This window comes from Chitinophaga sp. S165 (assembly GCF_003182155.1).
GTDB lineage: Bacteria > Bacteroidota > Bacteroidia > Chitinophagales > Chitinophagaceae > Chitinophaga.
In genome coordinates, this window is the sequence record NZ_QGTG01000004.1 from 113,209 (window position 1) to 136,498 (window position 23,290).

The 23,290-nt window shown below is 44.2% G+C and carries 18 protein-coding genes; 11 read left to right on the top strand and 7 right to left on the bottom strand.

Annotation, left to right across the window (positions count from 1 at the left end; all coding sequences use genetic code 11):
* Positions 1-39: 39 nt before the first annotated feature.
* Positions 40-552 (bottom strand): peroxiredoxin, encoded by a 513-nt coding sequence (locus tag C7475_RS17775; RefSeq protein WP_110054744.1) that lies wholly within the window; start codon positions 550-552, stop codon positions 40-42.
* A gap of 354 nt (positions 553-906) precedes the next feature.
* On the opposite strand from C7475_RS17775, the gene efp reads away from it, so the two are divergent.
* The 3 genes from efp to accC all read left to right on the top strand — a co-directional run bounded on the left by efp (position 907) and on the right by accC (position 3,452).
* The gene (gene efp / locus C7475_RS17780) at positions 907-1,473 is read left to right on the top strand and encodes an elongation factor P (RefSeq protein ID WP_110054745.1); all 567 of its coding nucleotides are present in this window, start codon (positions 907-909) and stop codon (positions 1,471-1,473) included.
* 54 nt (positions 1,474-1,527) lie between these two features.
* Positions 1,528-2,007: an acetyl-CoA carboxylase biotin carboxyl carrier protein gene (gene accB / locus C7475_RS17785; protein WP_110054746.1), complete on the top strand. Its 480-nt coding sequence runs from the start codon at positions 1,528-1,530 to the stop codon at positions 2,005-2,007.
* A gap of 107 nt (positions 2,008-2,114) precedes the next feature.
* Complete coding sequence (gene accC / locus C7475_RS17790) at positions 2,115-3,452, top strand: acetyl-CoA carboxylase biotin carboxylase subunit (RefSeq protein WP_110054747.1); 1,338 nt, start codon at positions 2,115-2,117, stop codon at positions 3,450-3,452.
* Positions 3,453-3,530: 78 nt separating this feature from the next.
* Here accC and C7475_RS17795 read toward each other — a convergent pair whose 3' ends face one another.
* On the bottom strand, positions 3,531-4,355 hold the full coding sequence (locus C7475_RS17795) for a hypothetical protein (protein WP_110054748.1): 825 nt from the start codon (positions 4,353-4,355) through the stop codon (positions 3,531-3,533).
* Between the two features lie 180 nt (positions 4,356-4,535).
* Positions 4,536-6,734, bottom strand: a complete 2,199-nt coding sequence (locus C7475_RS17800) for a glutamine synthetase III (RefSeq protein ID WP_110054749.1) — start codon at positions 6,732-6,734, stop codon at positions 4,536-4,538.
* A 361-nt stretch (positions 6,735-7,095) separates the two neighbouring features.
* Between C7475_RS17800 and purL the strand changes: the two genes are divergently transcribed.
* Positions 7,096-9,351 (top strand): phosphoribosylformylglycinamidine synthase subunit PurL, encoded by a 2,256-nt coding sequence (gene purL / locus C7475_RS17805; RefSeq protein WP_110054750.1) that lies wholly within the window; start codon positions 7,096-7,098, stop codon positions 9,349-9,351.
* An 832-nt stretch (positions 9,352-10,183) separates the two neighbouring features.
* Here the strand turns inward: purL and C7475_RS17810 are convergent.
* Positions 10,184-11,401, bottom strand: a complete 1,218-nt coding sequence (locus C7475_RS17810) for a pyridoxal phosphate-dependent aminotransferase family protein (RefSeq protein ID WP_233259885.1) — start codon at positions 11,399-11,401, stop codon at positions 10,184-10,186.
* Positions 11,402-11,550: 149 nt separating this feature from the next.
* On the opposite strand from C7475_RS17810, the gene pafA reads away from it, so the two are divergent.
* From pafA to C7475_RS17825, 3 genes are all read left to right on the top strand, one after another.
* Positions 11,551-13,242 carry an alkaline phosphatase PafA gene (gene pafA / locus C7475_RS17815; RefSeq protein WP_233259886.1) on the top strand — a complete coding sequence of 564 codons (1,692 nt, stop codon included), beginning with the start codon at positions 11,551-11,553 and terminating at the stop codon, positions 13,240-13,242.
* A 93-nt stretch (positions 13,243-13,335) separates the two neighbouring features.
* Positions 13,336-14,118 (top strand): enoyl-CoA hydratase/isomerase family protein, encoded by a 783-nt coding sequence (locus C7475_RS17820; RefSeq protein WP_233259887.1) that lies wholly within the window; start codon positions 13,336-13,338, stop codon positions 14,116-14,118.
* Positions 14,119-14,246: 128 nt separating this feature from the next.
* Positions 14,247-14,891, top strand: a complete 645-nt coding sequence (locus C7475_RS17825) for a hypothetical protein (RefSeq protein ID WP_233259888.1) — start codon at positions 14,247-14,249, stop codon at positions 14,889-14,891.
* Between the two features lie 232 nt (positions 14,892-15,123).
* On the opposite strand, the gene C7475_RS17830 is transcribed toward C7475_RS17825, so the two are convergent.
* Positions 15,124-15,507 (bottom strand): hypothetical protein, encoded by a 384-nt coding sequence (locus C7475_RS17830; protein WP_110054754.1) that lies wholly within the window; start codon positions 15,505-15,507, stop codon positions 15,124-15,126.
* Between the two features lie 153 nt (positions 15,508-15,660).
* Between C7475_RS17830 and C7475_RS17835 the strand changes: the two genes are divergently transcribed.
* The 3 genes from C7475_RS17835 (at position 15,661) to C7475_RS17845 (ending at position 18,879) form a co-directional block, all read left to right on the top strand.
* On the top strand, positions 15,661-17,091 hold the full coding sequence (locus C7475_RS17835; RefSeq protein WP_110054755.1) for a tetratricopeptide repeat protein: 1,431 nt from the start codon (positions 15,661-15,663) through the stop codon (positions 17,089-17,091).
* A gap of 279 nt (positions 17,092-17,370) precedes the next feature.
* Positions 17,371-18,135, top strand: coding sequence for a phosphosulfolactate synthase (locus C7475_RS17840; protein WP_110054756.1), 765 nt, complete (start codon positions 17,371-17,373; stop codon positions 18,133-18,135).
* Positions 18,136-18,144: 9 nt separating this feature from the next.
* Positions 18,145-18,879 (top strand): shikimate dehydrogenase, encoded by a 735-nt coding sequence (locus tag C7475_RS17845; protein WP_110054757.1) that lies wholly within the window; start codon positions 18,145-18,147, stop codon positions 18,877-18,879.
* Positions 18,880-19,010: 131 nt separating this feature from the next.
* On the opposite strand, the gene C7475_RS17850 is transcribed toward C7475_RS17845, so the two are convergent.
* Entirely contained in the window at positions 19,011-19,808 is a 798-nt protein-coding gene (locus C7475_RS17850; RefSeq protein WP_110054758.1) for a bifunctional 2-polyprenyl-6-hydroxyphenol methylase/3-demethylubiquinol 3-O-methyltransferase UbiG, read from the bottom strand.
* A 103-nt stretch (positions 19,809-19,911) separates the two neighbouring features.
* Here C7475_RS17850 and truB point away from each other — a divergent pair, with 103 nt between their 5' ends.
* The gene (gene truB / locus C7475_RS17855) at positions 19,912-20,595 is read left to right on the top strand and encodes a tRNA pseudouridine(55) synthase TruB (RefSeq protein WP_110054759.1); all 684 of its coding nucleotides are present in this window, start codon (positions 19,912-19,914) and stop codon (positions 20,593-20,595) included.
* A 201-nt stretch (positions 20,596-20,796) separates the two neighbouring features.
* Here truB and C7475_RS17860 read toward each other — a convergent pair whose 3' ends face one another.
* Positions 20,797-23,229, bottom strand: coding sequence for a BamA/TamA family outer membrane protein (locus tag C7475_RS17860; protein ID WP_110054760.1), 2,433 nt, complete (start codon positions 23,227-23,229; stop codon positions 20,797-20,799).
* Positions 23,230-23,290 lie beyond the last annotated feature (61 nt).

Here is a 23,290-nt window from a genome sequence, read left to right on the forward strand (position 1 = left end):
ACAAATGTAACCATTAGCCACTGAAACAGGCCCGCATTGTTAATTTAGATATTCCTGCAGCTGATCCAGTTTCACAGTGCCTTCGAAGCCCTTCATGAACTGCTGTTTTTTGTCGTAAACAAACACTCCTGGAAAGTAATGCAGGTTATAAAAATACATGATCTGTCGGGTGGGCTCACTGGCCATTATAATATTGGGGTAGTTTTTGATGTTATAATTATTATAGTATGCCTTCATCTGCTCCGGCTGAAACGGCGTGACCATCAGGATCTGCGTTTTTTTAAACTTATCGATGTTCTTTAGCATGTCTTCCGTCAGTTGTTTACAGTGATCACAATCTACGCTAAAAACAAAAACGATCGTCTTGACATTCTTTTTCAGATCATTTTTGGTAATGACATGGCCGTCGGGCAACGTCAGCGGGAAAGTTGGGACAATCGGATACTGAAGATAAGGAGGTTGGTCCTTTGGCACAGACACTGTCTTTTTGGTTTGAGCCTGTGATATAAATGGCAGGCAGAAACAACATAAAAGGATCAGATAACGCTTCATAACTCTATTTTTTGAACGCTTGATTTTTTGTACGGGACTAAAGGTATCGATTTTTGCAATAGTCTATAAACCAAAGGCAAGAGTCTTTGAACCTTTATTTTGGACGGTTTTTTTACTTAAAAAAGGACTATTCCGGGCAGGTGGAAGGCAAGTATGGACTTAGTTTCCATTTTTTTATAAAAAAATTACTAGATTACCCTTCCTTACACTATGTTTGCATTCCTAAAAAAAATAATAGGTCTCTATATAACACTAAAACAAATTAGGAAGCAACCAGTTCCATGAGGGATTTAGCCAGAATGAATTACTTTTGCAGTCCTAATGTATTTTTAACTTTAAATTAAGTATCCTTTTATGGCTACCACTGCAGATATCAGAACAGGATTGATTATTAAGCTGGAAAACAGCTTATATTCTGTTGTAGAGTTTGGTCAGAACAAAACAGCCCGTGCCGCAGCTAAAGTATGGGCTAAACTGAAAGGTGTTGACAATAGCAGGTCTATTGAACATACCTGGAACTCCGGCGACACTATATACCCTGTGCGTGTTGAAAAGAAAACATTCCAGTATCTATACCAGGATGACAGTGGGTACAATTTCATGGATAATGAGACCTTTGAGCAGATCGCACTGCCCGAGTCAATGATCGATGCTCCTCAGTTCCTGAAAGAAGGTCAGGAAGTAAGCGTGTCTATTAATACAGAAACCGAACAACATATGAGCGTTGAATTGCCTGACAAGATCGTGGTAAAAGTAACTTACTCCGAGCCTGGTCTGAAAGGTGATACCGCTACCCGCACACTTAAGCCTGCCACAGTTGAAACCGGTGCCACAGTGAATGTTCCCCTGTTCGTGAATGAAGGAGAACTGATTAGGGTAAACACCAAAAATGGTGAGTACATCGAAAGAGTAAAAGAATAGTTTTAGTCCATACATTATCTACTTACAAGCATTTCTAAACCAAAAACTGTCTACATGGATTTTAAACAGATTCAGGAACTGGTAAAAATGGTCAATAAGTCCAATATCAGTGAACTGAGCATCGAGCAGGACAAGTTTAAGATTACAATAAAGCAAAAAGATAACGAACAACCAGTGTATACTGTTCCAGCAGTAGCGCCGGTTTACCAGCAAGTACCTCAGGCAGTTCCCGTAGCACCTGTTGCTCAGGCGGCTCCTGCTGCAGAAGCTAAACCAGCTGAAGCAAAGGCAGATAATCTGGTAACTATCAAATCTCCAATGATCGGTACCTTCTATCGTAGCCCTGGCCCCGATAAGCCTTCTTTCGTGAACGTAGGCGACGAAGTGGCTCCAGGTAAAGTGGTTTGTATCATTGAAGCAATGAAACTGTTCAATGAGATTGAAAGTGAAGTGGGTGGTAAAATCGTAAAAGTACTGGTAGACGATGCTTCCCCGGTGGAGTACGATCAGCCTTTGTTTTTGGTAGAGCCTTAATTTTTATTTAAAAGGTTGGAATATTATGAGAAGGAAAGAATACTTGCCTGCCTCATAGTTTTCCAACCTTTTAGGTTATTACTTTTTCTTTAACCTATTGAAAAAACATGTTTAAGAAAATATTGATTGCCAACCGTGGAGAGATAGCCTTGCGTATTATTCGCACTTGTAAAGAAATGGGCATCAAAACGGTGGCTGTTTATTCTACTGCAGACAAAGACAGCCTGCATGTGAAGTTCGCAGATGAAGCAGTCTGCATAGGTAAACCACAGAGCAGCGAATCTTATTTAAATATACCTCACCTGATGGCCGCAGCAGAAATTACAAATGCTGATGCCATCCATCCTGGGTACGGTTTCCTCGCTGAAAATGCGCGTTTCGCAGAGATCTGTGGAGAACATGGCATTAAATTTATCGGCCCCACTCCGGAGATGATCCGTAAAATGGGAGATAAAATGACCGCCAAAGAAACTATGATCGCTGCCGGTGTACCTGTTATTCCAGGTTCCGAAGGTCTCCTGCAGAATCTCGAAGAGGCAAAGAAACTGTCTAAAGAAATGGGTCTCCCGGTTATCCTGAAAGCAACTGCCGGTGGTGGTGGTAAAGGGATGCGTGTAGTATGGAAAGATGAGGAGCTGGAGAATGCCTATAACATGGCTAAAAACGAAGCCCGCGCCGCTTTTAATAACGATGGTATCTACATGGAGAAATTCGTGGAAGAGCCGCGTCACATTGAAATCCAGGTTGCCGGCGACCAATACGGTAAAGTATGTCACCTCAGTGAGCGTGATTGCTCTATCCAGCGCCGTCACCAGAAACTGGTGGAAGAATCTCCTTCTCCTTTCATGACACCTGAGCTGCGTGAAAAAATGGGTGAAGCTGCTATCAAGGCTGCTTCTGCTATCAATTACGAAAGTGTTGGTACGATTGAGTTCCTGGTAGACAAACACCGTAATTTCTACTTCATGGAAATGAACACCCGTATCCAGGTAGAACATGGTGTTACCGAAGAGGTGATCAATTTTGACCTGATCAAAGAACAGATCAAGATCGCTGCCGGTATCCCTATCTCAGGTAAGAACTATACGCCGGAAATGCACGTAATCGAATGCCGTATCAATGCGGAAGACCCTTACAATGATTTCCGCCCGTCTCCAGGTAAGATCACTACCCTGCATATTCCAGGTGGTCACGGTGTTCGTGTGGATTCCCACATCTATGCAGGTTACGTTATTCCTCCGTACTATGATTCCATGGTGGCTAAACTGATCACCATAGCGCAGACACGTGAGGAAGCGATCAATACAATGGAACGTGCGTTAAGCGAGTTTGTGATTGAAGGAGTGAAAACAACCATTCCTTTCCATCAGCAGCTGATGCGCGATGAGAACTTCCGTAAAGGTAACTTTACGACGAAATTCACAGAAACATTCAAACTGGTTTAATCCGGTCAATGATATGCAAAGAAAGCCGGCCTGTCTTAGACAGGCCGGCTTTTCTTATTTGAGCAGTCCGTCAAATCTCTATTTGCATTTATAAGTGATGTCCAAGTCAGAATATACGATATCCAGGAAGTGAGTACGCCCACCAGTTTTAATGTCGGGTCTGAACTTCAATGGGAGGCCATACTTATTGTAATTGACGGCGGCTATAGGATTGTTTTCACTGTAATCCCTACTTAGGAATTGCCATACTTTATTGGTTCTAAGGTAGTTTACCTTGTTGTCATAGGTGTCGAAGTAGGTCGTATCAACATATCCTGAAGACGGATGAGCGTTTACTGTTTTTATAAGATTCTGCCGGTTATCGTAAATATAAGTTCTGACATACCAGGGCTGTCCGTCACTGAAGTTTGAAGTTTCCCTAATGATACGGTCCTTGTGATCATATTCGAACCGTATGATGAGATAATCTAAGGCGGGTCCATGGGGAGGAAAAACCACGGGGTTGTCTCCGATAAGGCCAATGCTGTAGAAACTATCCAGGTAGATCCGGTTCCGGTTGTCATATTTGAATCTATGCCATTCCCAAAACAGTTCGCCGTATTCCTCTTTCGTGTTGTAATGGGTGATCTGATCCGTGAGCCGGTTTTTAGCGTCATAACGGTAGCTCTCGTTTTCATTGCCTGTTCCTACATTTGAACGTAAGCGCAGTATTGGATTTCCAGCTGCGTTATATTTAATCGTATTAATACTCGCCTCGTGAACAATCTCATCATAGCCTTCCAGTTGTTGTATCTGGCATAGTGGAGCCCCGCAATCAGGAGTAACATCGTGTTTACCGCAGGCAGAAAGTAGAAGAGTGATGCCCGCTATTGCATGAATGGAAATAGTGAAATTTGTGCGCATGAAATGGCATTTTAGGGGTAAATAAATCGTGTCTTTAAAAAAGGAAGTGGCCGGACTGCCTAAGTACAGAGTAGCAGGGGTATCGGGTTAAGAGTTCCTGAAGATAAACAATAGTTATAAAAACACAAAGCCCCGGGTAAATACCCGGGGCTAATCATACACCAAAACAATCTTACGGTTTTATCGCAAGAAAAGCAGCTCTCTGTACTTAGGCAGTGCCCATTGTTTGTCATCTACAAGGAACTCCAGCTTATCCGAGTGGTAACGGATAACATCAAAGTACGGCTTAATTTTATCACAATAATCTATAGCTTTCTGGCGGCTGTCGGCAACTTTGTTAGCTACCTTGCGCGCTTCAATCATAGCCTGTACATTCTCACTGATGACGTTAATATGTTCAGCTATTTTTGCAGCGATCTGGGTTTGCGCTTTAACAGCGCTGTCACCAAGACCTATGCCTTTCAGACCATTAATATTGGTAATCAGGCTGTTCAGATAGGTGATGGCTGAAGGCAGGATTGTGTTAGTAGCCAGATCTCCGATTACACGGGCTTCGATCTGTACTTTCTTCACGTAGTCCTCGAGCAGGATCTCATGACGTGCATGTAATTCTTTCTCGTTATAAATACCTACCTCAGTGAACAGTTTTGTTGATTTTTCGGTAACGTAAGCATCCAGCGCTTTTGGAGTGGTTTTTACGTTAGCAAGACCTCTCTTTTCAGCTTCTTTTTCCCATTCTTCACTGTAACCGTCTCCTTCGAACAAAACTTTTTCCGAATCTACAATATATTTCCGAAGAGTTTGCATAATAGCAATCTCTTTTTTCTCGCCTTTTTCGATCAGGGCATCAACCTCAATTTTGAAGTTAGCCAGTGTTTTAGCCACGATTGTGTTCAATACAGTCATAGCGGAAGCACAGTTTGCAGAAGAACCAACGGCACGGAACTCAAACTTGTTACCAGTGAAGGCAAAAGGAGAAGTACGGTTACGGTCGGTGTTGTCCAGCAACAGCTCTGGAATATGACGGTGCAGGTCCAGTTTCAGGATCGCTTCGTCCTGCTCATCGAACTTGTTGCTCACACGGGTTTTAACTTCCTGCAGTACATCGTACAGGTATTTACCGGAGAACACAGAGATGATAGCAGGAGGCGCTTCGTTAGCACCCAGACGGAAGTCATTGCTAGGAGATGCAATTGATGCTCTCAGCAGGTCTGCGTAATCATGAACGGCCTTGATCGTGTTAACGAAGAAAGTCAGGAACATCAGGTTGGTCTTCGGAGTTTTACCCGGAGCCAGCAGGTTCACACCTGTATCTGTAGCCATGCTCCAGTTATTGTGTTTACCTGAACCGTTGATACCTGCAAATGGTTTCTCGTGCAGTAACACTCTCAGCTTATGACGTTTTGCCACTTTGGTCATTACGTCCATCAGCAGGGAGTTGTGGTCAACTGCGATGTTTACTTCTTCAAAGATAGGAGCACACTCGAACTGAGAAGGAGCAACCTCATTGTGACGGGTCCTTAAAGGAATACCCAGTTTGTAAGACTCTTCTTCGAAATCACGCATGAAAGAGTAAGCACGCTCAGGGATTGAACCGAAGTAGTGGTCTTCCAGCTGCTGACCTTTAGATGGAGCGTGACCAACTACGGTACGACCACACATTACCAGGTCAGGACGAGCGTTAGCCAGGCTTTCGTCAACCAGGAAATATTCCTGTTCCCAACCCAGGGTAGCTGTAACTTTGGTTACATTTTTATCGAAGTAGTTACATACGTCTACAGCAGCTTTGTCGATAGCAGAAAGGGCTTTCAGCAAAGGCGCTTTGTAGTCCAGTGATTCACCGGTGTAAGCAACGAATATAGTAGGAATGCAAAGTGTTTTACCGTGACCCTGCTCCAGGATGAAAGGAGGAGAGGATGGATCCCATGCAGTATAACCACGTGCTTCGAAAGTTGCACGCAGACCGCCGTTAGGGAAGCTGGAAGCATCTGGCTCCTGTTGAACCAGCGCATCACCGTCAAAGGTTTCGAGGGCAGAACCATCGCCTTTCAGTGTAAAGAAAGAATCATGTTTTTCAGCAGTAGTACCGGTTAAAGGCTGGAACCAGTGTGTATAGTGAGTAACGCCTTTCTTCATTGCCCATTGTTTCAGACCGGAAGCGATCTGCTCGGACATTTTACGATCGATCTTGGTGCCGGATTTAATGGAGTTCATTAAGCTTTTATAAGCTTCATCACTCAGATTCTCGCGCACTACTTTTCCTGCGAATACATTGCTGCCGAACACTTCGGTGATCTTGGTACCGTTAAGTTGTTCAGGCTTGATTTTTAAATCAACACCAGAAAGGTTTTCCAGTGCGGTGAAGCGTAACGATTGCATGCTGTAAATAATTTTACACAAAAGAACAGTGTTGCGCTAACATAAGCAAGAATTAAGTTGATTTTAACTAAAAAATTACATTTAGCAGTCAAAAAGGTTAATATTTTTAATTTTTGAATAAAAAATGAATGGTCTGTCCCTTTTAAACTGATATATTTAAAAAAATATAATTCGTTATTGTGATGCTGATATGATCCGAACCGGGTTAACAGATAATAATAATTGATTATAATAAGGGGATAACAGGACACCCATTTACCCGTCAACCCTCCGCAATTGTCAATATCCTTTGTCAATTGCAGGAAAAACTTGTAGGTTTGCATCTTCTTTTTTTATCTATCGTACTCATACATCTAGTTACATGCAAACTAACGTAGAAACTACAGATAAGTTTTCCCAAACTACTGTTGAAACTGCCGAGCAACTTGGTCTTACAGCAGACGAATTTGAGCGTATAAAAGGTATTCTGGGCCGCACGCCTAATTTCACTGAATTAAGTATGTACTCTGTAATGTGGAGTGAACATTGCAGTTACAAGAATTCAATCGTGTGGCTGAAATCACTGCCTCGTGACGGGGAACGCCTACTCGTAAAAGCTGGTGAAGAAAATGCCGGTCTGGTGGACATCGGTGACGGTTACGCCTGTGTATTCAAGATCGAATCTCATAACCACCCTTCCGCTATCGAACCTTTCCAGGGTGCAGCTACAGGCGTGGGTGGTATCCATCGCGATATCTTTACCATGGGAGCTCGTCCTATCGCAGCACTGAACTCTCTGCGTTTTGGGAATATCAACGATAAAAAAACACAACATCTTATTAAAGGTATCGTTCACGGTATCGGTCATTACGGTAACTGTTTCGGTGTGCCTACTGTTGGTGGTGAAGCATACTTCGAAGACTGTTACGGTACTAACCCGCTGGTGAACGCAATGAGCGTTGGCGTAGTTAAAGTAGGCCAGACCGTATCTGCCACTTCCTACGGCGCCGGTAACCCTGTTTTCATTGTAGGTTCCGCTACCGGTAAAGACGGTATCGGTGGCGCTTCTTTCGCAAGTGCCAACATCACTGAAGACAGTGCGGAAGATCTTCCATCCGTTCAGGTAGGAGATCCTTTCCAGGAAAAGAAACTGCTGGAAGCATGTCTTGAAATTATACCAACAGGTGCACTGGTAGGTATGCAGGATATGGGTGCTGCCGGTATCACCTGCTCCACTGCGGAAATGAGTGCAAAAGGTGAACACGGTATGATCATCAACCTGGATAAAGTACCTACCCGCCAGGAAAATATGAAAGCCTGGGAAATGCTGCTCAGCGAAAGCCAGGAACGTATGCTGATCGTACTCCATAAAGGTAAGGAAGCTGAAGTCCTGAAAATATTCGAGAAATGGGACCTGCATTGTGTACAGATCGGTGAAGTAACTACTGAAAAACAACTGAAGTTCTACCTGAATGGCCACCTCGAAGCAGATGTTCCTGCTGAAAGCCTGGTACTGGGTGGCGGTGCTCCTCAATACCACCGTGCTTATACCGAACCTACATACTTCGAGAAGGTTAAAGCTTTCGATATTCATAAAATACCTGATACCCTGCATCCTCGTTTCGCTGCAGAAAGACTGGTAAAACTACCTAACATCGCTTCCAAACGCTGGATCTATACCCAGTACGACAGCATGGTAGGTACCGCTAACGCCAGCACTAACGCCCCAAGTGATGCGTCTATCGTTGCTGTAAAAGGCACCAAAAAAGCACTGGCCGTAACAACAGATTGTAACAGCCGTTACGTATACGCTGACCCGCATATCGGTGGCCAGATCGCTGTTGCTGAAGCAGCGCGTAATATCGTGTGCAGCGGTGGTGAGCCGGTTGCTATTACCAACTGCCTCAACTTCGGTAATCCTTACGATCCTGAAGTATACTACCAGTTCGTACATGCTATCAAGGGAATGGGTGAGGCCTGCCGTAAATTCAATACGCCCGTTACCGGTGGTAACGTAAGCTTCTACAATCAGTCTCCTGATGGTCCGGTATATCCTACACCTACTATTGGTATGCTGGGTATATTGGATAATATGTCTGAACGTATTACCCTCAACTTTAAAGAAAGCGGTCACCTGGTGTATCTGTTAGGCCGTAGCCGTAACGATATCAGCAGCTCTGAATACCTGCATAAACTGATCGGTATCGAGCATAGCCCTGCTCCTCATTTCCACCTGGAAGAAGAACAGCGTCTCCATCATACTATCGCTAAACTGAATAAAGCCGGTATCATACAGTCAGCACATGACGTAAGTGAAGGTGGATTATTCATCACCCTGCTGGAAAGCGCAATGACTTCAGGATTAGGTTTTGAGATCCATACTAACCATAACTTCCGTAAAGACGCTTACCTGTTCGGTGAAAGCCAGAGCCGCGCTGTTGTCACTATCAGACCGGAAGACAAAGAGAAATTTGATGCTATCTTACATAGTGTGATCGATGCAACAGAACATTCTGTGAAAGTTGAGAAGATCGGTGTGGTAAAAGGAGAACATATCGTAATTGATAACGAAGATTGGGGTACAGTTGCCAGCTGGAAACAACCTTATGACGTTGCTATAGAGTCTCATTTACTGTAATAAGTGTCACTCAAAAAAGTAAGAGGTACAACACATATCCCACATGGGTGTTATGTTGTACCTCTTCTCATTTTATAGCTGTTCATCATACACTTATAAGAATAGGCCAATTAGGAAATGCCCACCAGTAACGGGTTTGAATAAACGAGCCGTTTATTGTATTGTTAAATCCTTTTAACAACTCATTAACAAAATCACATCTTTGTGTGAATTTATATCAGATGGCTTAAACTACTTTTGATGTAGAGAAATGCGAATACACCAGGTCTGATAACAAAGACCAAGTCCAATAATATTTATCCCGGGAATCAATGATTCCTGATTCTATGAAAGCCAATGCCAATTTTATCCCCGGAATTAAAAGGATTCCGGCCCTATGAAACCTAGTTCTATTATCCCTGGAACCTAACAGTTCCGGACCTATGAAAGCTAACAATCAGAACAATTAACATCCCTGGAACCGAATGGCTCCAGACCTATGAAACCTAGTTTATTTATCCCAGGAATCTCATGATTCCTAATTCTATGAAGACCAATTGTTCTGCCATGTCCTAATGAAAGCTAAGTGAAACTTACACCTAGTGAGAAAGAACGATTTGTTGTGAAGCCCCTCGTATAAACGAGGGGGTTTACTTTTTTCTATATGTCTCTGTTTCAATAAACGCAAAAGTTATGCCATTAGTATAGGCCTTCCCGTGAAAAATTTCCATTAGCTTTATTAATGTGATGATCATCTGCTTAAACCACCGTTCCGTATATGCTTTGCCGGTAAATAAAAAAGCCCGGACCATACGATCCGGACTCCTTATATACTATTGGTAACTTATTATACCTATACCATTGGTATTTCAGCTACTTCATACACTTTCTTGTCAAGCTTCTCCTTCGTTTCAGTGAACGCTTTCAGTGTCAGTTCGATGTCTTCGTCAGTATGAGCCGCCGTTGGAATCAAACGGTAGATGATCTGTCCTTTTGGAATAACAGGATATACCACGATAGAACAGAAGATATTGTAGTTCTCACGCAGGTCCAGGCACATAGCTGTTGCTTCCGGAATATCTCCCTGCAGGTAGATCGGCGTTACAGGTGAATTAGTTCTGCCGATATTGAAACCACGGTCACGCAGTCCCTTCTGCAGTTTGTTCACATTTTCCCACAGCTTGTTCTTAAGATCTGTGTTCTTGCGCATCAACTCAACACGTTTCAGATGTCCTATTACCAATGGTAAAGGAATTGATTTCGCGAAGATCTGTGAACGCATATTATAACGCAGGTAGTTGATGATCGCCTTATCGCCGCTCATGAATGCTCCGATAGAAGCTCCTGATTTAGCAAAGGTGTTGAACAGCAGATCGATCTTATCCTGAACGCCCTGCTCTTCACCCGTACCGGCACCGGTTTTACCCATAGTACCAAATCCGTGTGCATCATCTACCATGAAGCGGAACTCATATTTATCTTTCAGTGCTGCAATTTCTTTCAGTTTACCCTGATCGCCAGCCATACCAAACACACCTTCAGTGATCACCAGGATACCGCCATTGTCACCATTCGCTTTGATCAGCTCTTCCGCACGTTTCAGCTGTTTCTCACAGTCTTCAATATCGTTGTGTTTGAATACATAACGGTGTCCCTGGTGTAAACGCAGACCATCAATGATACTTGCATGGCACTCAGCATCGTAAACAATCACGTCACGACGGTTACAAACGGCATCGATCGCACTCATAATACCCTGATAACCATAGTTAAGCAGTGTAGTGTCCTCTTTACCCATGAATTCGGATAATTCTTTTTCCAGCTTCTCATGGAAATTAGTATTTCCACTCATCATACGGGCTCCCATTGGAGTGGCAAGACCGTACTCCGCTGCTGCTTTCGCGTCAGTAGCACGTACCTCAGGATGGTTGGCAAGTCCCAGATAGTTATTCAGGCTCCAAACAATTTTCTCATTACCCCTGAACTTCATACGGGGACCAATTTCTCCTTCCAGCTTGGGGAAAGCGAAATAACCATGGGCTCTCTCAGAGTGTTCGCCTATAGGGCCCATGTGTTTAAGCAGTTTCTCAAAAATATCCATATGTTAAATAATAATTAAGAGTGATCAACGAAAACCCGCACAAAGGTATTAAAATATTAGTTTTTGTAAACTTGGGTTACCTTTGAAAATGTGAATAATAAATAATGTATTTAAAGATCATGAATTGTAAATTCTTGTCGTGTGTGTTCATGGCAGCCTCTCTCTTCGTTACACAACTTGCTGACGCTCAGAAAGCTACTTCGCCAAAACCCGGTTACGTTACTGCATGGAGCAAACCCAATGTGTCTAAAAAAGTGACCCGTCCCAAGCTGGTGGTCGGCATCGTGGTGGATCAGATGCGCTGGGACTATCTCTACCGTTATGCTAACCGTTATACAGATGGTGGTTTTAAACGGTTATTGAAAGATGGCTTCTCCTGCGAAAATACGCTAATTAATTATACTCCCACCATTACAGCCTGTGGACATACCTGCGTCTACACCGGATCTGTACCTGCCATACACGGTATAGTAGGTAATGACTGGTATAGCAGGGAATTAGGCAGGGATATGTACTGCGCGGAAGATTCTACCGTAAGCACTGTAGGCAGCTCCTCCAATGCCGGTAAAATGAGTCCCCGCAATATGGCTGTAACAACAATCGGTGACGAATTACGCCTGGCTACCAATTTCCAGAGTAAAGTGGTAGGCATCGCTATAAAGGACCGCGGAGCTATCCTTCCGGCTGGTCATAGCGCTACTGCCGCTTACTGGTATGACGGTAGTACCGGTAACTGGGTGACCAGTACGTATTACATGCAACAGCTGCCTGACTGGGCTGCTGATTTTAACAGCATGAAGTGGCCGGCACGTTATCTCAGTCACCCGTGGACGACTTTATACCCTATCGAATCTTATGAGCTGAGCACAGCTGATAATAAGGCCTACGAAGGACCGTTTAAGGCCGGTAGGGCGCCTGTTTTCCCGCATGAATTGGGTGGAGAGACCGGTACACCGTTCAAGTCTATCTCTTCTACGCCTTTCGGTAACACAATGACGCTCGAATTTGCAAAGAAAGCCCTGGAAGCGTATCAACTGGGTAAAGGAGATGTGACAGATATGCTGGCTATCAGCCTGTCTTCTACCGACTATGTAGGTCACCAGTTTGGCCCTAACTCTATCGAGATCGAAGATACTTACCTGCGTCTCGATAAAGACCTGGCTACTTTCTTTAAATACCTCGATGCCAGCGTTGGTAAAGGACAATATCTTTTCTTCATCACCGCCGATCATGGCGTTGCTCATGTCCCCGGCTTTATGCAGGAAAATAAACTGCCTGGTGGCAGCTGGAGCGAAACCCGCATCGTGAACGACCTGAATAAACTGATGAAAGAACAAACCGGTGTGGATAAAGTAATTGCCGGCGCCAGTAACTATCAGTTATACCTGAATCAGGATGCTATTGCAAAAGCAGGAAAATCTTCAAAAGATGTGCGTGATCTTATTATCAATGCATTATTAAAAGATCCGGCTATCAGCAATGCTTTCCCCCTGCAGGAGCTGTCCTCAACTACACTGGCCGAACCAATGCGCACAATGATGACCAATGGTTTTAACAGAAAACGCAGCGGCGATATTCAGATAGTTTTACAGCCCGGATATATGGACGGTGGTAAGACAGGTACCACACATGGCCTGTGGTACGCGTACGATGCTCATATACCGCTGGTATGGATGGGATGGGGTATCAATCCAGGTAAAAGCAACCGTACAATAGGAATGACGGATATTTCTCCGACAATAGCAGCCCTTTTACATATCCAGATGCCGAGCGGTAATGCCGGACATGTAATACAAGAAGTAACCAGATAAAAATATCTTTTCAGAGAGCCGGCGATTTCAGATCACGGAATTTAACAAGTTCTTGTTATATTCATTCTGCGATCTGAAATCGCCAATCTGTAAATGATGGTTTTCGAACATATCCTATATGATGTTGCCAAACGTGTAGCCTCGATAACGCTACACAGGCCTGAAAAACGCAATGCGCTGAATGGCGCTATGGTAGCTGAATTACGCACTGCTTTCCAGCAGGCGGAGAAAGACCCGGAAGTGAAGGTGATTATACTAAAAGGAGCCGGAGAGGCTTTCTGCGCTGGGGCAGACCTTGAATATCTTCAGCAATTACAGGTAAATACCAGAGAAGAAAATCTTGCCGATTCCAAAGAACTGATGCAACTCATGCAGCAGATCTACTATCATAATAAAGTGGTCATTGCTCAGGTAGAAGGACACGCTATAGCCGGTGGCTGTGGCCTCGTCACTTTGTGTGACTTAAGCTACGTCGTGCCCGAGGCGAAACTGGGATATACAGAAGTAAAGATCGGCTTCATTCCTGCCATCGTATCCGTATTCCTGGTCAGAAAGATAGGAGAGGGGCGTGCCCGCGATCTGCTACTGACCGGAAGACTGATAACCGCTGAAAAGGCGGAGCAATATGGCCTTGTGAATGAGGTGGTCCCCGCTAAAAGCATCGCCGAATATGTTGCCAAAGTTGCAGACGATCTCTGTACCGGCGCCTCCGCCAACTCTCTGAAAGTGACCAAAAAGCTGATCACCGATGTCTTTGATCAGCCCCTGGAAAACGCATTGGATCTGGCAGCGAGGTTGAACGCTGAAACAAGGGAACATGCTGACTGCCAACGTGGTATAAAAGCGTTCCTGGCAAAGGAAAAACTAGTGTGGTAAACCGGTATGATTTTTTCAATATAACCTATGAAGTCAGGCATAATCATCCCTATACAAACGGGGGGAAATTATGTAAGGTAACATCCGGCCTTCACTTTAAAATATTACGGATGAAATACTCAACTGTCATGCAAAAAGCTCTTTTAACACTTTTATGTTGTTGTTTGATGACCGGTAGCCTGTTTGCCCAGCGACTGGTATCAGACGCAAAGATCGTCTACAAGATCGAAACGCCACCACAGACAGATCCCTCATTTGAAGGCGGTACACTAACGCAATATATGAAAGGACACCTGAGCAGGGTGGATATCGACTTTAAAACAGTACACTACAGCTATCTTATTAATAGCCGCGAAGAAACAGTAGTGACCCTCATTAATAACCATGGGGATAAATACCTGATCAGGGCCGGTAAGGAAGAATATACCAAAGACCTGAAGGAATATACCCAGGTCCAATTCAAAGATGCTTCCGAAACCAAACAGATCGCCGGTTATAACTGTAAAAAGGCAATTGGTAAAATGGCGGATGGTCAGACCTTTGAGGTGTATTATACCTCCGATCTATTACCTGAAAACAAGCAATATAACCGCCGGTTCGTAAATCTGAAAGGTATTCCCCTTCAGTTTGAGATCATCAATAAAAACGGCTCCAGAATGCACGTAGTGGCGACTAAGGTTGACCTGTATGCTGTGCCGGGATCTTTCTTTGACGTGCCTAAAACGGGGTACAAAGAAATTAGCCGCGATGAATTGATGAAAATGGGAAGTTGACAGACGTCAATTAACAAATAATTTGAAAGGGTTCTGTTTTTTAAAGGAACCCTTTTTTGTAAACGCTGTCTCATCTTGCATTAATGACCTTCAAAACTATCTGCATCAGACCCGTGCAAACATCTCAACTTGAACCGCATTCTTAGCGGCAACCATAAACAGCAAAAAGAAAAAGGTCCTGTCTCAGACGGGACCTTTTTCTTTTTATGCAGAGTGCAAATTGTCAATGTGATCAGTTCTTCCTTAATGGAAGCACTATGTGCAGCTGATGAAAGTTCATGTTGGAAGGCTGCTGTATCTGTGTAGCATATGGCAATACATATGTTACGTTCCCTTTCTTGATAGTCATTACTGACTTAAAGTTCCAGGAATTATTTTCAGACAGTTTAAAGCTGGAGCTCATAGCACCGTGGAAACGAAACCCTGCATCAAGGCTCAGGTTTGTCTTACCAGACAAATTTGCCAGGGAGATCTTAGTTTCGTTCTTCTTTATCTTGTCTTTATTATCGGAGGTTAAATTATCGTTCGCGGTAGCTGTCAGCCCTGAGATGACCAGAATGCCAGCCAATAAAAAAGACAATGAAAAGGTCTGCAATATGTTAGTTATCTGTTTCATTGTATCACAAATGTACAAACTTTTCTATATATTATATAACAAATTCTTAACGAAGATACGAAAAATTCCTAAAGTAATGTTAAATAATTTAGACCGATCTGGGATATCCGGAGTGATAAACGCCCGATTCGAAAAATACTTATATTTACATTAATGAATCAAGACTTTCCATTTTTAAACGACGATTTTGAGGAGTTAAGAGACTTGTTGCAGCAGTTTGAAAACCTGAAAGCTGGCCAGTCTCATTCCTTTCTCGACGAGGATTCTTTCGAACTGATCATAGACTACTATGATGAGCATGACGAACTTCCTAATGCCATGCAGGCTGCCGAAATCGCCATTGAACAGTTCCCTTATTCTTCCACTCTCTTACTCAAAAAGGCCAATCTACTCATAGAATCAAAGAAATACCAGGAAGCAATGGACCTGCTCGAAAAAGCAGCCATACTGGATAGTACCGATATCAACCTGTACATTCTGCAAACTGACGTATACCTCGCAATGAACCAGCACGAAAAGGCTGCAGCCTTGCTGGAAGAGCAGATAGCAGTTTTTGAAGGAGAAGATAAGACCGAATTATTACTGGAACTGGCAGATGTTTATGACGACTGTGAAGAGTTTGAAAAGGTTTTTGACTGTTTGCGCTTAACGCTCGAACACGCTCCCAATAATGAAGAGGCCCTGCACAAGATCTGCTTCTGGACCGAGTTTACCGGCCGGAACGAAGAAAGTATCCGCCTCCATACTAACATCATCAACGAACATCCCTACAACCAGCTGGCCTGGTTTAATCTCGGTACCGCTTACCAGGGACTTAAGTTGTACGAAAAAGCAATCGATGCTTATCAGTACGCTATCGTTATTGATGAGAAATTTGACTATGCCTACCGCAATATGGGCGATGCCTATATCAGGTTGCGTAAATATGCAGAAGCAATTGACGTGCTGAAAAAGCACCTTGAAATTGCCAAACCGGAAGACGTTATCTACGAGGCCATCGGCCATTGTTACGAACGTCAGCGTAAATACACCCAGGCCCGCTATTACTACCGTAAAGCATCCCATCTTAGCCCCAGCGATGATAAGCTGTACTATAAGATCGGTATTGCTTATATGACCGAAGCCAACTGGGAAAACGCCATCAAGTCCATTATGAGCGCTATCAAAATAAATAAGAACAGCGCCGAATACCTGATCGCACTGGGCCAGTGCTACCTTGAACTGGACAAAGACAAAGAAGGCCTGATCCACCTCCTGGCCGCTGTTCGTATACGCCCGTCAAGCATTACCACATGGCAGGAATTTATCCGCGGACTGTATATTTCCGGTTTCTTCGACGAAGCGCTGATACAGCTTGAAGCCGCTACACAAAAAGTAGGACATAAGCCTGTTCTGCAATACTACCGGGCAGCTATCATGTTCGCTACCGGCAAGTCCAAAGAAGGTATGTTACAGCTGGAAACAGCCCTGCAGGTCAATGCAAAACATGTGAAGAAACTCATCGAGCTCGACCCGACTTTATTGCAACATCCAGGTATCGTAGAACTGATCACCAGGTATAAACGCACTAAAAAAGGGAAGTAATAAACCTATTATCAGGAACTACTGTTCCTTAAATGCGTAATATAACGTGCTGTAATTTAGCACTATATATTACGCGTTTTTTGTTTTAATTTGTTGGTATTTAGTATCTTATGAGATAGGAAAATTTCTTTACGATAAAATCCTTTATTTGAAACTCTTTAACCGGAATATGTTAATTTTGCGCCGGTTTTAATAAAGATGGGTAGTTCCCTATTCCGGAAAACCAGTGAAGTATAGCTGTTTGGTTTACAGACACTCAAGACGAAAAAAAACGTTCAAATGAATTTTAATCTGACACAAATTCCCGATCGGACAAAGAAACCTCGTAACCATGGGTTGACCATGGTGATGGATAAAGGATTAAGTTTGGAAGAAGCTAAGAACTTTTTATCGGTAGCGTCTCCTCATGTCGATATCCTTAAGCTGGGTTTCGGAACTTCGTTTGTAACACCTAACCTGCGCCAGAAAATTGAATTATACCAGTCTGCCAACATCCCTGTATATTTCGGCGGAACTTTATTTGAAGCATTTTTAATCCGTAATCAGTTCGATGAATTTGTTAGTGTGATCAAAGATTACGGTATCAAACATATTGAAGTATCTGATGGTTCCATTACCATCCCGCATGCTGAAAAATGCGGTTATATCGAGAAACTGGCCAAGATTGCTGTCGTGCTGAGTGAAGTAGGTTCTAAAGATGCAGAACATATCATCCCTCCCTACAAATGGATCGAACTGATGAACGCTGAACTGGGCGCTGGTGCTACCTATGTGATCGCTGAAGCCCGTGAGAGCGGTAACGTAGGTATCTATCGTGGTTCCGGTGAAGTAAGGGAAGGCCTGGTACAGGAAATCCTGACCAAAGTCCCTTCAGAAAAGATCATCTGGGAAGCGCCACAAAAAGCGCAGCAGTTATATTTCCTGGAGCTGATCGGTTGTAACGTGAACCTGGGTAACCTCGCACCTCATGAAGTGATCTCCCTGGAAGCAATGCGTATCGGTCTTAGAGGAGATACTTTCCACCTGTTCCTGGATAAAGCATAATCAATCTTTATGAGGGTTTACGGTCTTATCGGATATCCGCTCAGTCACTCATTCTCCAAAGGCTTTTTCGCCGAGAAGTTTGCCCGTGAAGGTATCAAAGAATGTATGTACGAAAGCTTCCCTATACCAGCTATAGAGGAACTGCCGGCTTTAATAGCACAACAGACAGACCTGCAAGGGCTGAACGTTACCATTCCCTACAAGCAGGTGGTAATGCCTTACCTCGATGAACTAAGTCCTGCCGCTGCGCAGATAGGTGCTGTTAACTGCATCCGGTTCAAAGATGGTCGCAGGGTAGGTTATAACACAGATGCTATCGGCTTCAGAAGATCGTTGGAACCTCTACTGAAATCTCATCATAATAAGGCCCTGGTACTTGGTACAGGTGGAGCGGCCAAAGCCGTACAATACGTGCTGGAAAACCTGAACATCCCTTATAAACTGGTGAGCCGCCAGGCTGGTGCTGATACGATCGCTTATGAACAACTCGATGCCGGTATGATGGCTTCCCATACGCTCATCATCAACACGACCCCCTTAGGTATGTACCCTAATGTCGATGCTGCACCTGCGTTACCATATGAGCAACTGACAGATAAACATTTGTTGTACGATCTTATCTATAATCCCGCAGTAACAGCTTTCCTTCAGAAAGGCGTCGACAAAGGAGCTACTATCAAGAATGGTCATGAAATGCTCATCCTACAGGCCGAAGCAAGCTGGGAGATCTGGAATGAACGATAGAAGTAAGGTTAAAATGTTAATAACTAACATCATTATAAAAGAAAAGCTCCCATTAGGAGCTTTTTCTTTTTATCGTTATAAATTATTCTTTCGGTAGATGATCTTATGACGATTCACATCAATGCTCTTCACTACACCGCCTTGATCATATAATAGACACAGGTGGTCAGAAAATTCCTTACGAAAGGAATACCCGCTACAGGCCCCCATTGCAGGCGTGGTTTCAAACCAAACTTATATTTGTAAATAGGATTGATCAGGTAGAATTGTTTTTTTGTGATGCTGTATCCTTCTTTCTCCACAATACGCTCAAAACGCTCAATAGATATCCCTGTTTCCTTGATCTCCATCAATTCCGTAATAATGTTAGGCGGCTCTCCAAATGCCTTTAAAACGCCTCTATAAAGCGGATTAGGTAGCAAATGAATATAAGGCATCATATTGAGCACTTTGCTTTCGCAGGTCTGCTGGTGACCGCCATGTGGCATATACCAGGGCGGAAAGCCGAAGTATACCTGTCCGCGGGGAGTGAGCAGGTTTTTCAGATATCCTATGATCTTCGCCTGGTCCGGAATATGTTCAATTGCATCCTTCAGTATGATGAGATCAAAAGAGTGTTTGAATTCACCCAGAAAATCAACGTCATAAATATTTTTGTTGATGAGTTGTAAATTACCCGCATCAACATATTGCTTCAGGTAATCATGCGCCAGTGCGATCTTATCGTCGGAGAGGTCCACACCCACGCAATGGCAGCCTCTTTCCAGGAAAGGGATCAATACGCCCCCTTCACCACAGCCTATTTCCATTATCCGGAGATCCGGTGTTACCGGCATGGCTGCATCTATAAAAGGCAGCACATAATTAATGGAATTATCCACCTGTTGCTGATACCTGACATTCGCGTTGCTGTGTTGTACTAAAGACATATTATGAAAATTGCGTGAAAATAGTGAAAAAGTGCATATTTCATACCAGTATGGTGTATTATAGGATGAATGCGGCATTCCGGGTTTCTATTATCTTTGCACGATGAATCAGACAGCAGAAAAGAATATTTACGAAGAAGGACAGGTAGTGCTTATCAATAAGCCGTTGAAATGGACCTCTTTCGACGTCGTAAGAAAGATCAGGAATACCACAAAGGCCAAAACCGGTCATGCCGGAACCCTCGATCCATTGGCGACCGGATTACTGATCTGCTGTACCGGTAAAATGACTAAAAAGATCAACGAATACCAGGCGCAGGAGAAAGAATATACCGGCACTTTCACAATAGGCGCGGTTACGCCTACCTACGATCTTGAATCTGAACCGACAGACTTCAAACCCCTGGACGGTATCACCGAGGAGAGCATTCACGCTGCTACCCGCCAGTTCCTGGGTGAACAGCAACAGCTTCCCCCGATACATTCCGCTATTAAACAAAACGGAAAGCCTATTTATGAACTGGCGCGTAAAGGTGTCGAAGTGAAAGTGGAACCCCGTACCGTATTCATCAAAGAATTTGAGATCACTAAAATAGAAATGCCGGTTATCTACTTCCGGGTGGTTTGTAGCACAGGTACTTACATCCGCTCCCTGGCCAACGACTTTGGCGCTGCGCTCGGTGTAGGTGGTTATATGAGCGGCCTTTGCCGTACAAGGATAGGGGAGTTCAAATTAGAGGATGCCTGGGAAATTGAGAAATTCATCGAAAAGGTAAAGGAAGGCTAACATAAAAAGTACGCTTTTACCTGTTCAAGTCCAGGGATGCGTCGTGTATGTCTCATGTATGCGTCGTGTATAAGGCATGTATAAAGCGTACTTTTAATCCTGATACATATTTTTTCCTTTCAGATAAGATCTGGTAATATCCCCCGGATAAAACCAGATCAGCCCTGCCGGGTCAATTGTCACCACCTGCCGGGACCGGCATTAGAACGGATACCCTATCGCCACGTTCCAGATAATATTATCCCTTCTCCACTGCGAGTTTCCGAGGTGCCACTCGCTAAGATACCATCCGTTTTTGTTCCCTGTGAAGTAAGGAACCTTCACCGGTACCCCCCAGTCAAGCCTGATCAGGAAGAACGAAAAGTCAAGCCTTAACCCGGCACCGGTACCGATAGCAAGGTCACGATAGAGGTTTTTCAGCCTGAACTCACCTCCCGCACGAATAGTATCCTTCCGCAACATCCAGATATTTCCCATGTCGAGGAAGGTCGCGCCTTTAAGATTGATACTGCCGTTAAACAGACGCAAAAGGTCAAAGCGGTATTCTATATTTCCCTCCAGTTTCATATCGCCGGTCTGGTCGGGGAAGTTACTGGCAGTGATGGAACTATCCTTGAAGATGCCCGGTCCAAGCGTACGGAGCCGCCAGGCACGGATACTATTAGGTCCGCCGGCAGTAAACTGGCGGATGTATGGCATTACATCCGATTTTCCGTAGGGAATACCTACACCACCATAAATGCGGGTGGCCAGGGTGGTATGATTCGTCAATGTCCAGTAGTGCCTGTAGTCTGCCTCCAGTTTGAGGAAATTCGCGATCGGCATATTGGTCAGGCTCTCCAGGTTTGTTCCCTTACCGGATATACTTCCCCAGAGACTGTTAATGCCGTTCAGCCAACCGCCGGACTCTTCGATATTGGCCCGGAAGTAGGAATAATGGTTCCTGTGCAGCAAATCGTTGTTGCTGTAGATATATGTTACGTTCTCACCGCCGATAAACACCGGTTCGAAACTTCTTTTCAGATAAGGGTTTTTATTCACAGTGCTGTCCCTGAACAAAGAGTTCAGGTTCACCCCCACATAGTTCAGGGAGATCGGCTTAACGATCCAGCGTTTATACAGGCTCTGATTCCACTCATACCCGAAAGAGGCATTCACGTTGGAAATATAGAACTTCTCCGAACGGGTCAGATAATCGATACCCGTAGTAAGCCTGGTACGTACGGTCGACTTACTGCGCTGTGCAATACGGAAAGGTGTAATGAACCGTGGGAAGATCAGGCTGACCTGTCCGCCTATTTCCTGCGATTGCAGCATCCATTTATTTTGCGTCCGGATCAGCTCAATACCCGTATTCAGACTTACATTCAGCTGGGTAGCTGAACGGCCGACGTTCAGATGCCGGTAGCTCAGGCTGACGCCACTACCCAATGGATAGTCGGAACTGGTGCTGACCTCAAAGTTGGCCCCGATTTCCTGGCGCCTTTTAGGAGTCATAAAAATATAAGTGTTCAGCGTATTCGGCGTGTCTTTCCTTTCCCGGTATTGCAGGTTTACGAACTGCCAGGCGCCCAGATCGTAAAGGCGGTTAATAGCGTCATTGGTGCGCTGCTGGGAAAAGCGTTCATTCTTTTTCAACAATACAGACCTGTAAAGTACGGCCGGCTTCAGAATGTCCTGGCGGTAGCGGATCACCAGGCCCCGTCGTGTGGTGGTCTTAAACATTGAATCGGCGGTACTGCCGTAAGAAGGATAATCCGGGTAAGCAATGATGCTGTCCAGTGTGTACTGCTGATAGCGGATAGATGAATCTTCCGGATTCCAGATCTTCACCGTAATATCCATTTTAGGCCTGTCCATTCCCTTACGCTCATTATACACGTTCACGATCCCTTCGAAAGGGTTCATCAGGTTGCGGAACAGTGTTTTATGCAGGGTATCGATCTCAAATTCAATAGCGTCACGGTCAAACTTGTAATAGCCGGCATTGCGTATCACACGCATCAGCCTTTCACGTTCACTGCCAAGCACTTCCTGTTTGTAGGCCATGCCTGACTTAACCAGGGCAAGCGATTCACTTTCTTTGACCAGTTTCAGCAGATTGGTATCCGGTATTTCATAACGGATCTTATTGATCACGAAGTTCTTACCGGTATTGACCTTGTAGGTAACATTGACTTTCTGTCGTTTGATAGATTCCTCGTAATCTACCGTAGCATAGAAATACCCCTGATTATTCAGGTAGCTGACCATGCGCTTGACAGATTCTTTGGTCTTCATGGAATCGTAGATCATCGGCTCTTCCAGGTTCCTCGGAGCGAGCATCAGGTTCCAGAACCAGTTGGACTTTTTCTCATTATACTTCTGGTTGTACAGCCAAACCTTGAAACGGGTGCCCATAAGCAGGGTATTGGACTGTTGCATCATCAGTTGTTTGGAAGTCAGAGAAGAGCGGATGTCCTGTTTTTCTATTGAGGACGCTTCTCCTTTCACATCGACATCTGCATCGACATAAAGCAGCTGATTCTTTTGCAGGTATTTGGTATTGGAACAAGCAGCCAGCGCCAGAGTGGTCATCAGGATGATTATATAGTTCAGATAATTGAAAAGGGAACTATGTGGCCGCTGCTGCATCAGAGTCAATACAATTATTAATAGTTAGAAGCTTTGTTTTCTGTTTATTTCCATAGAGGCC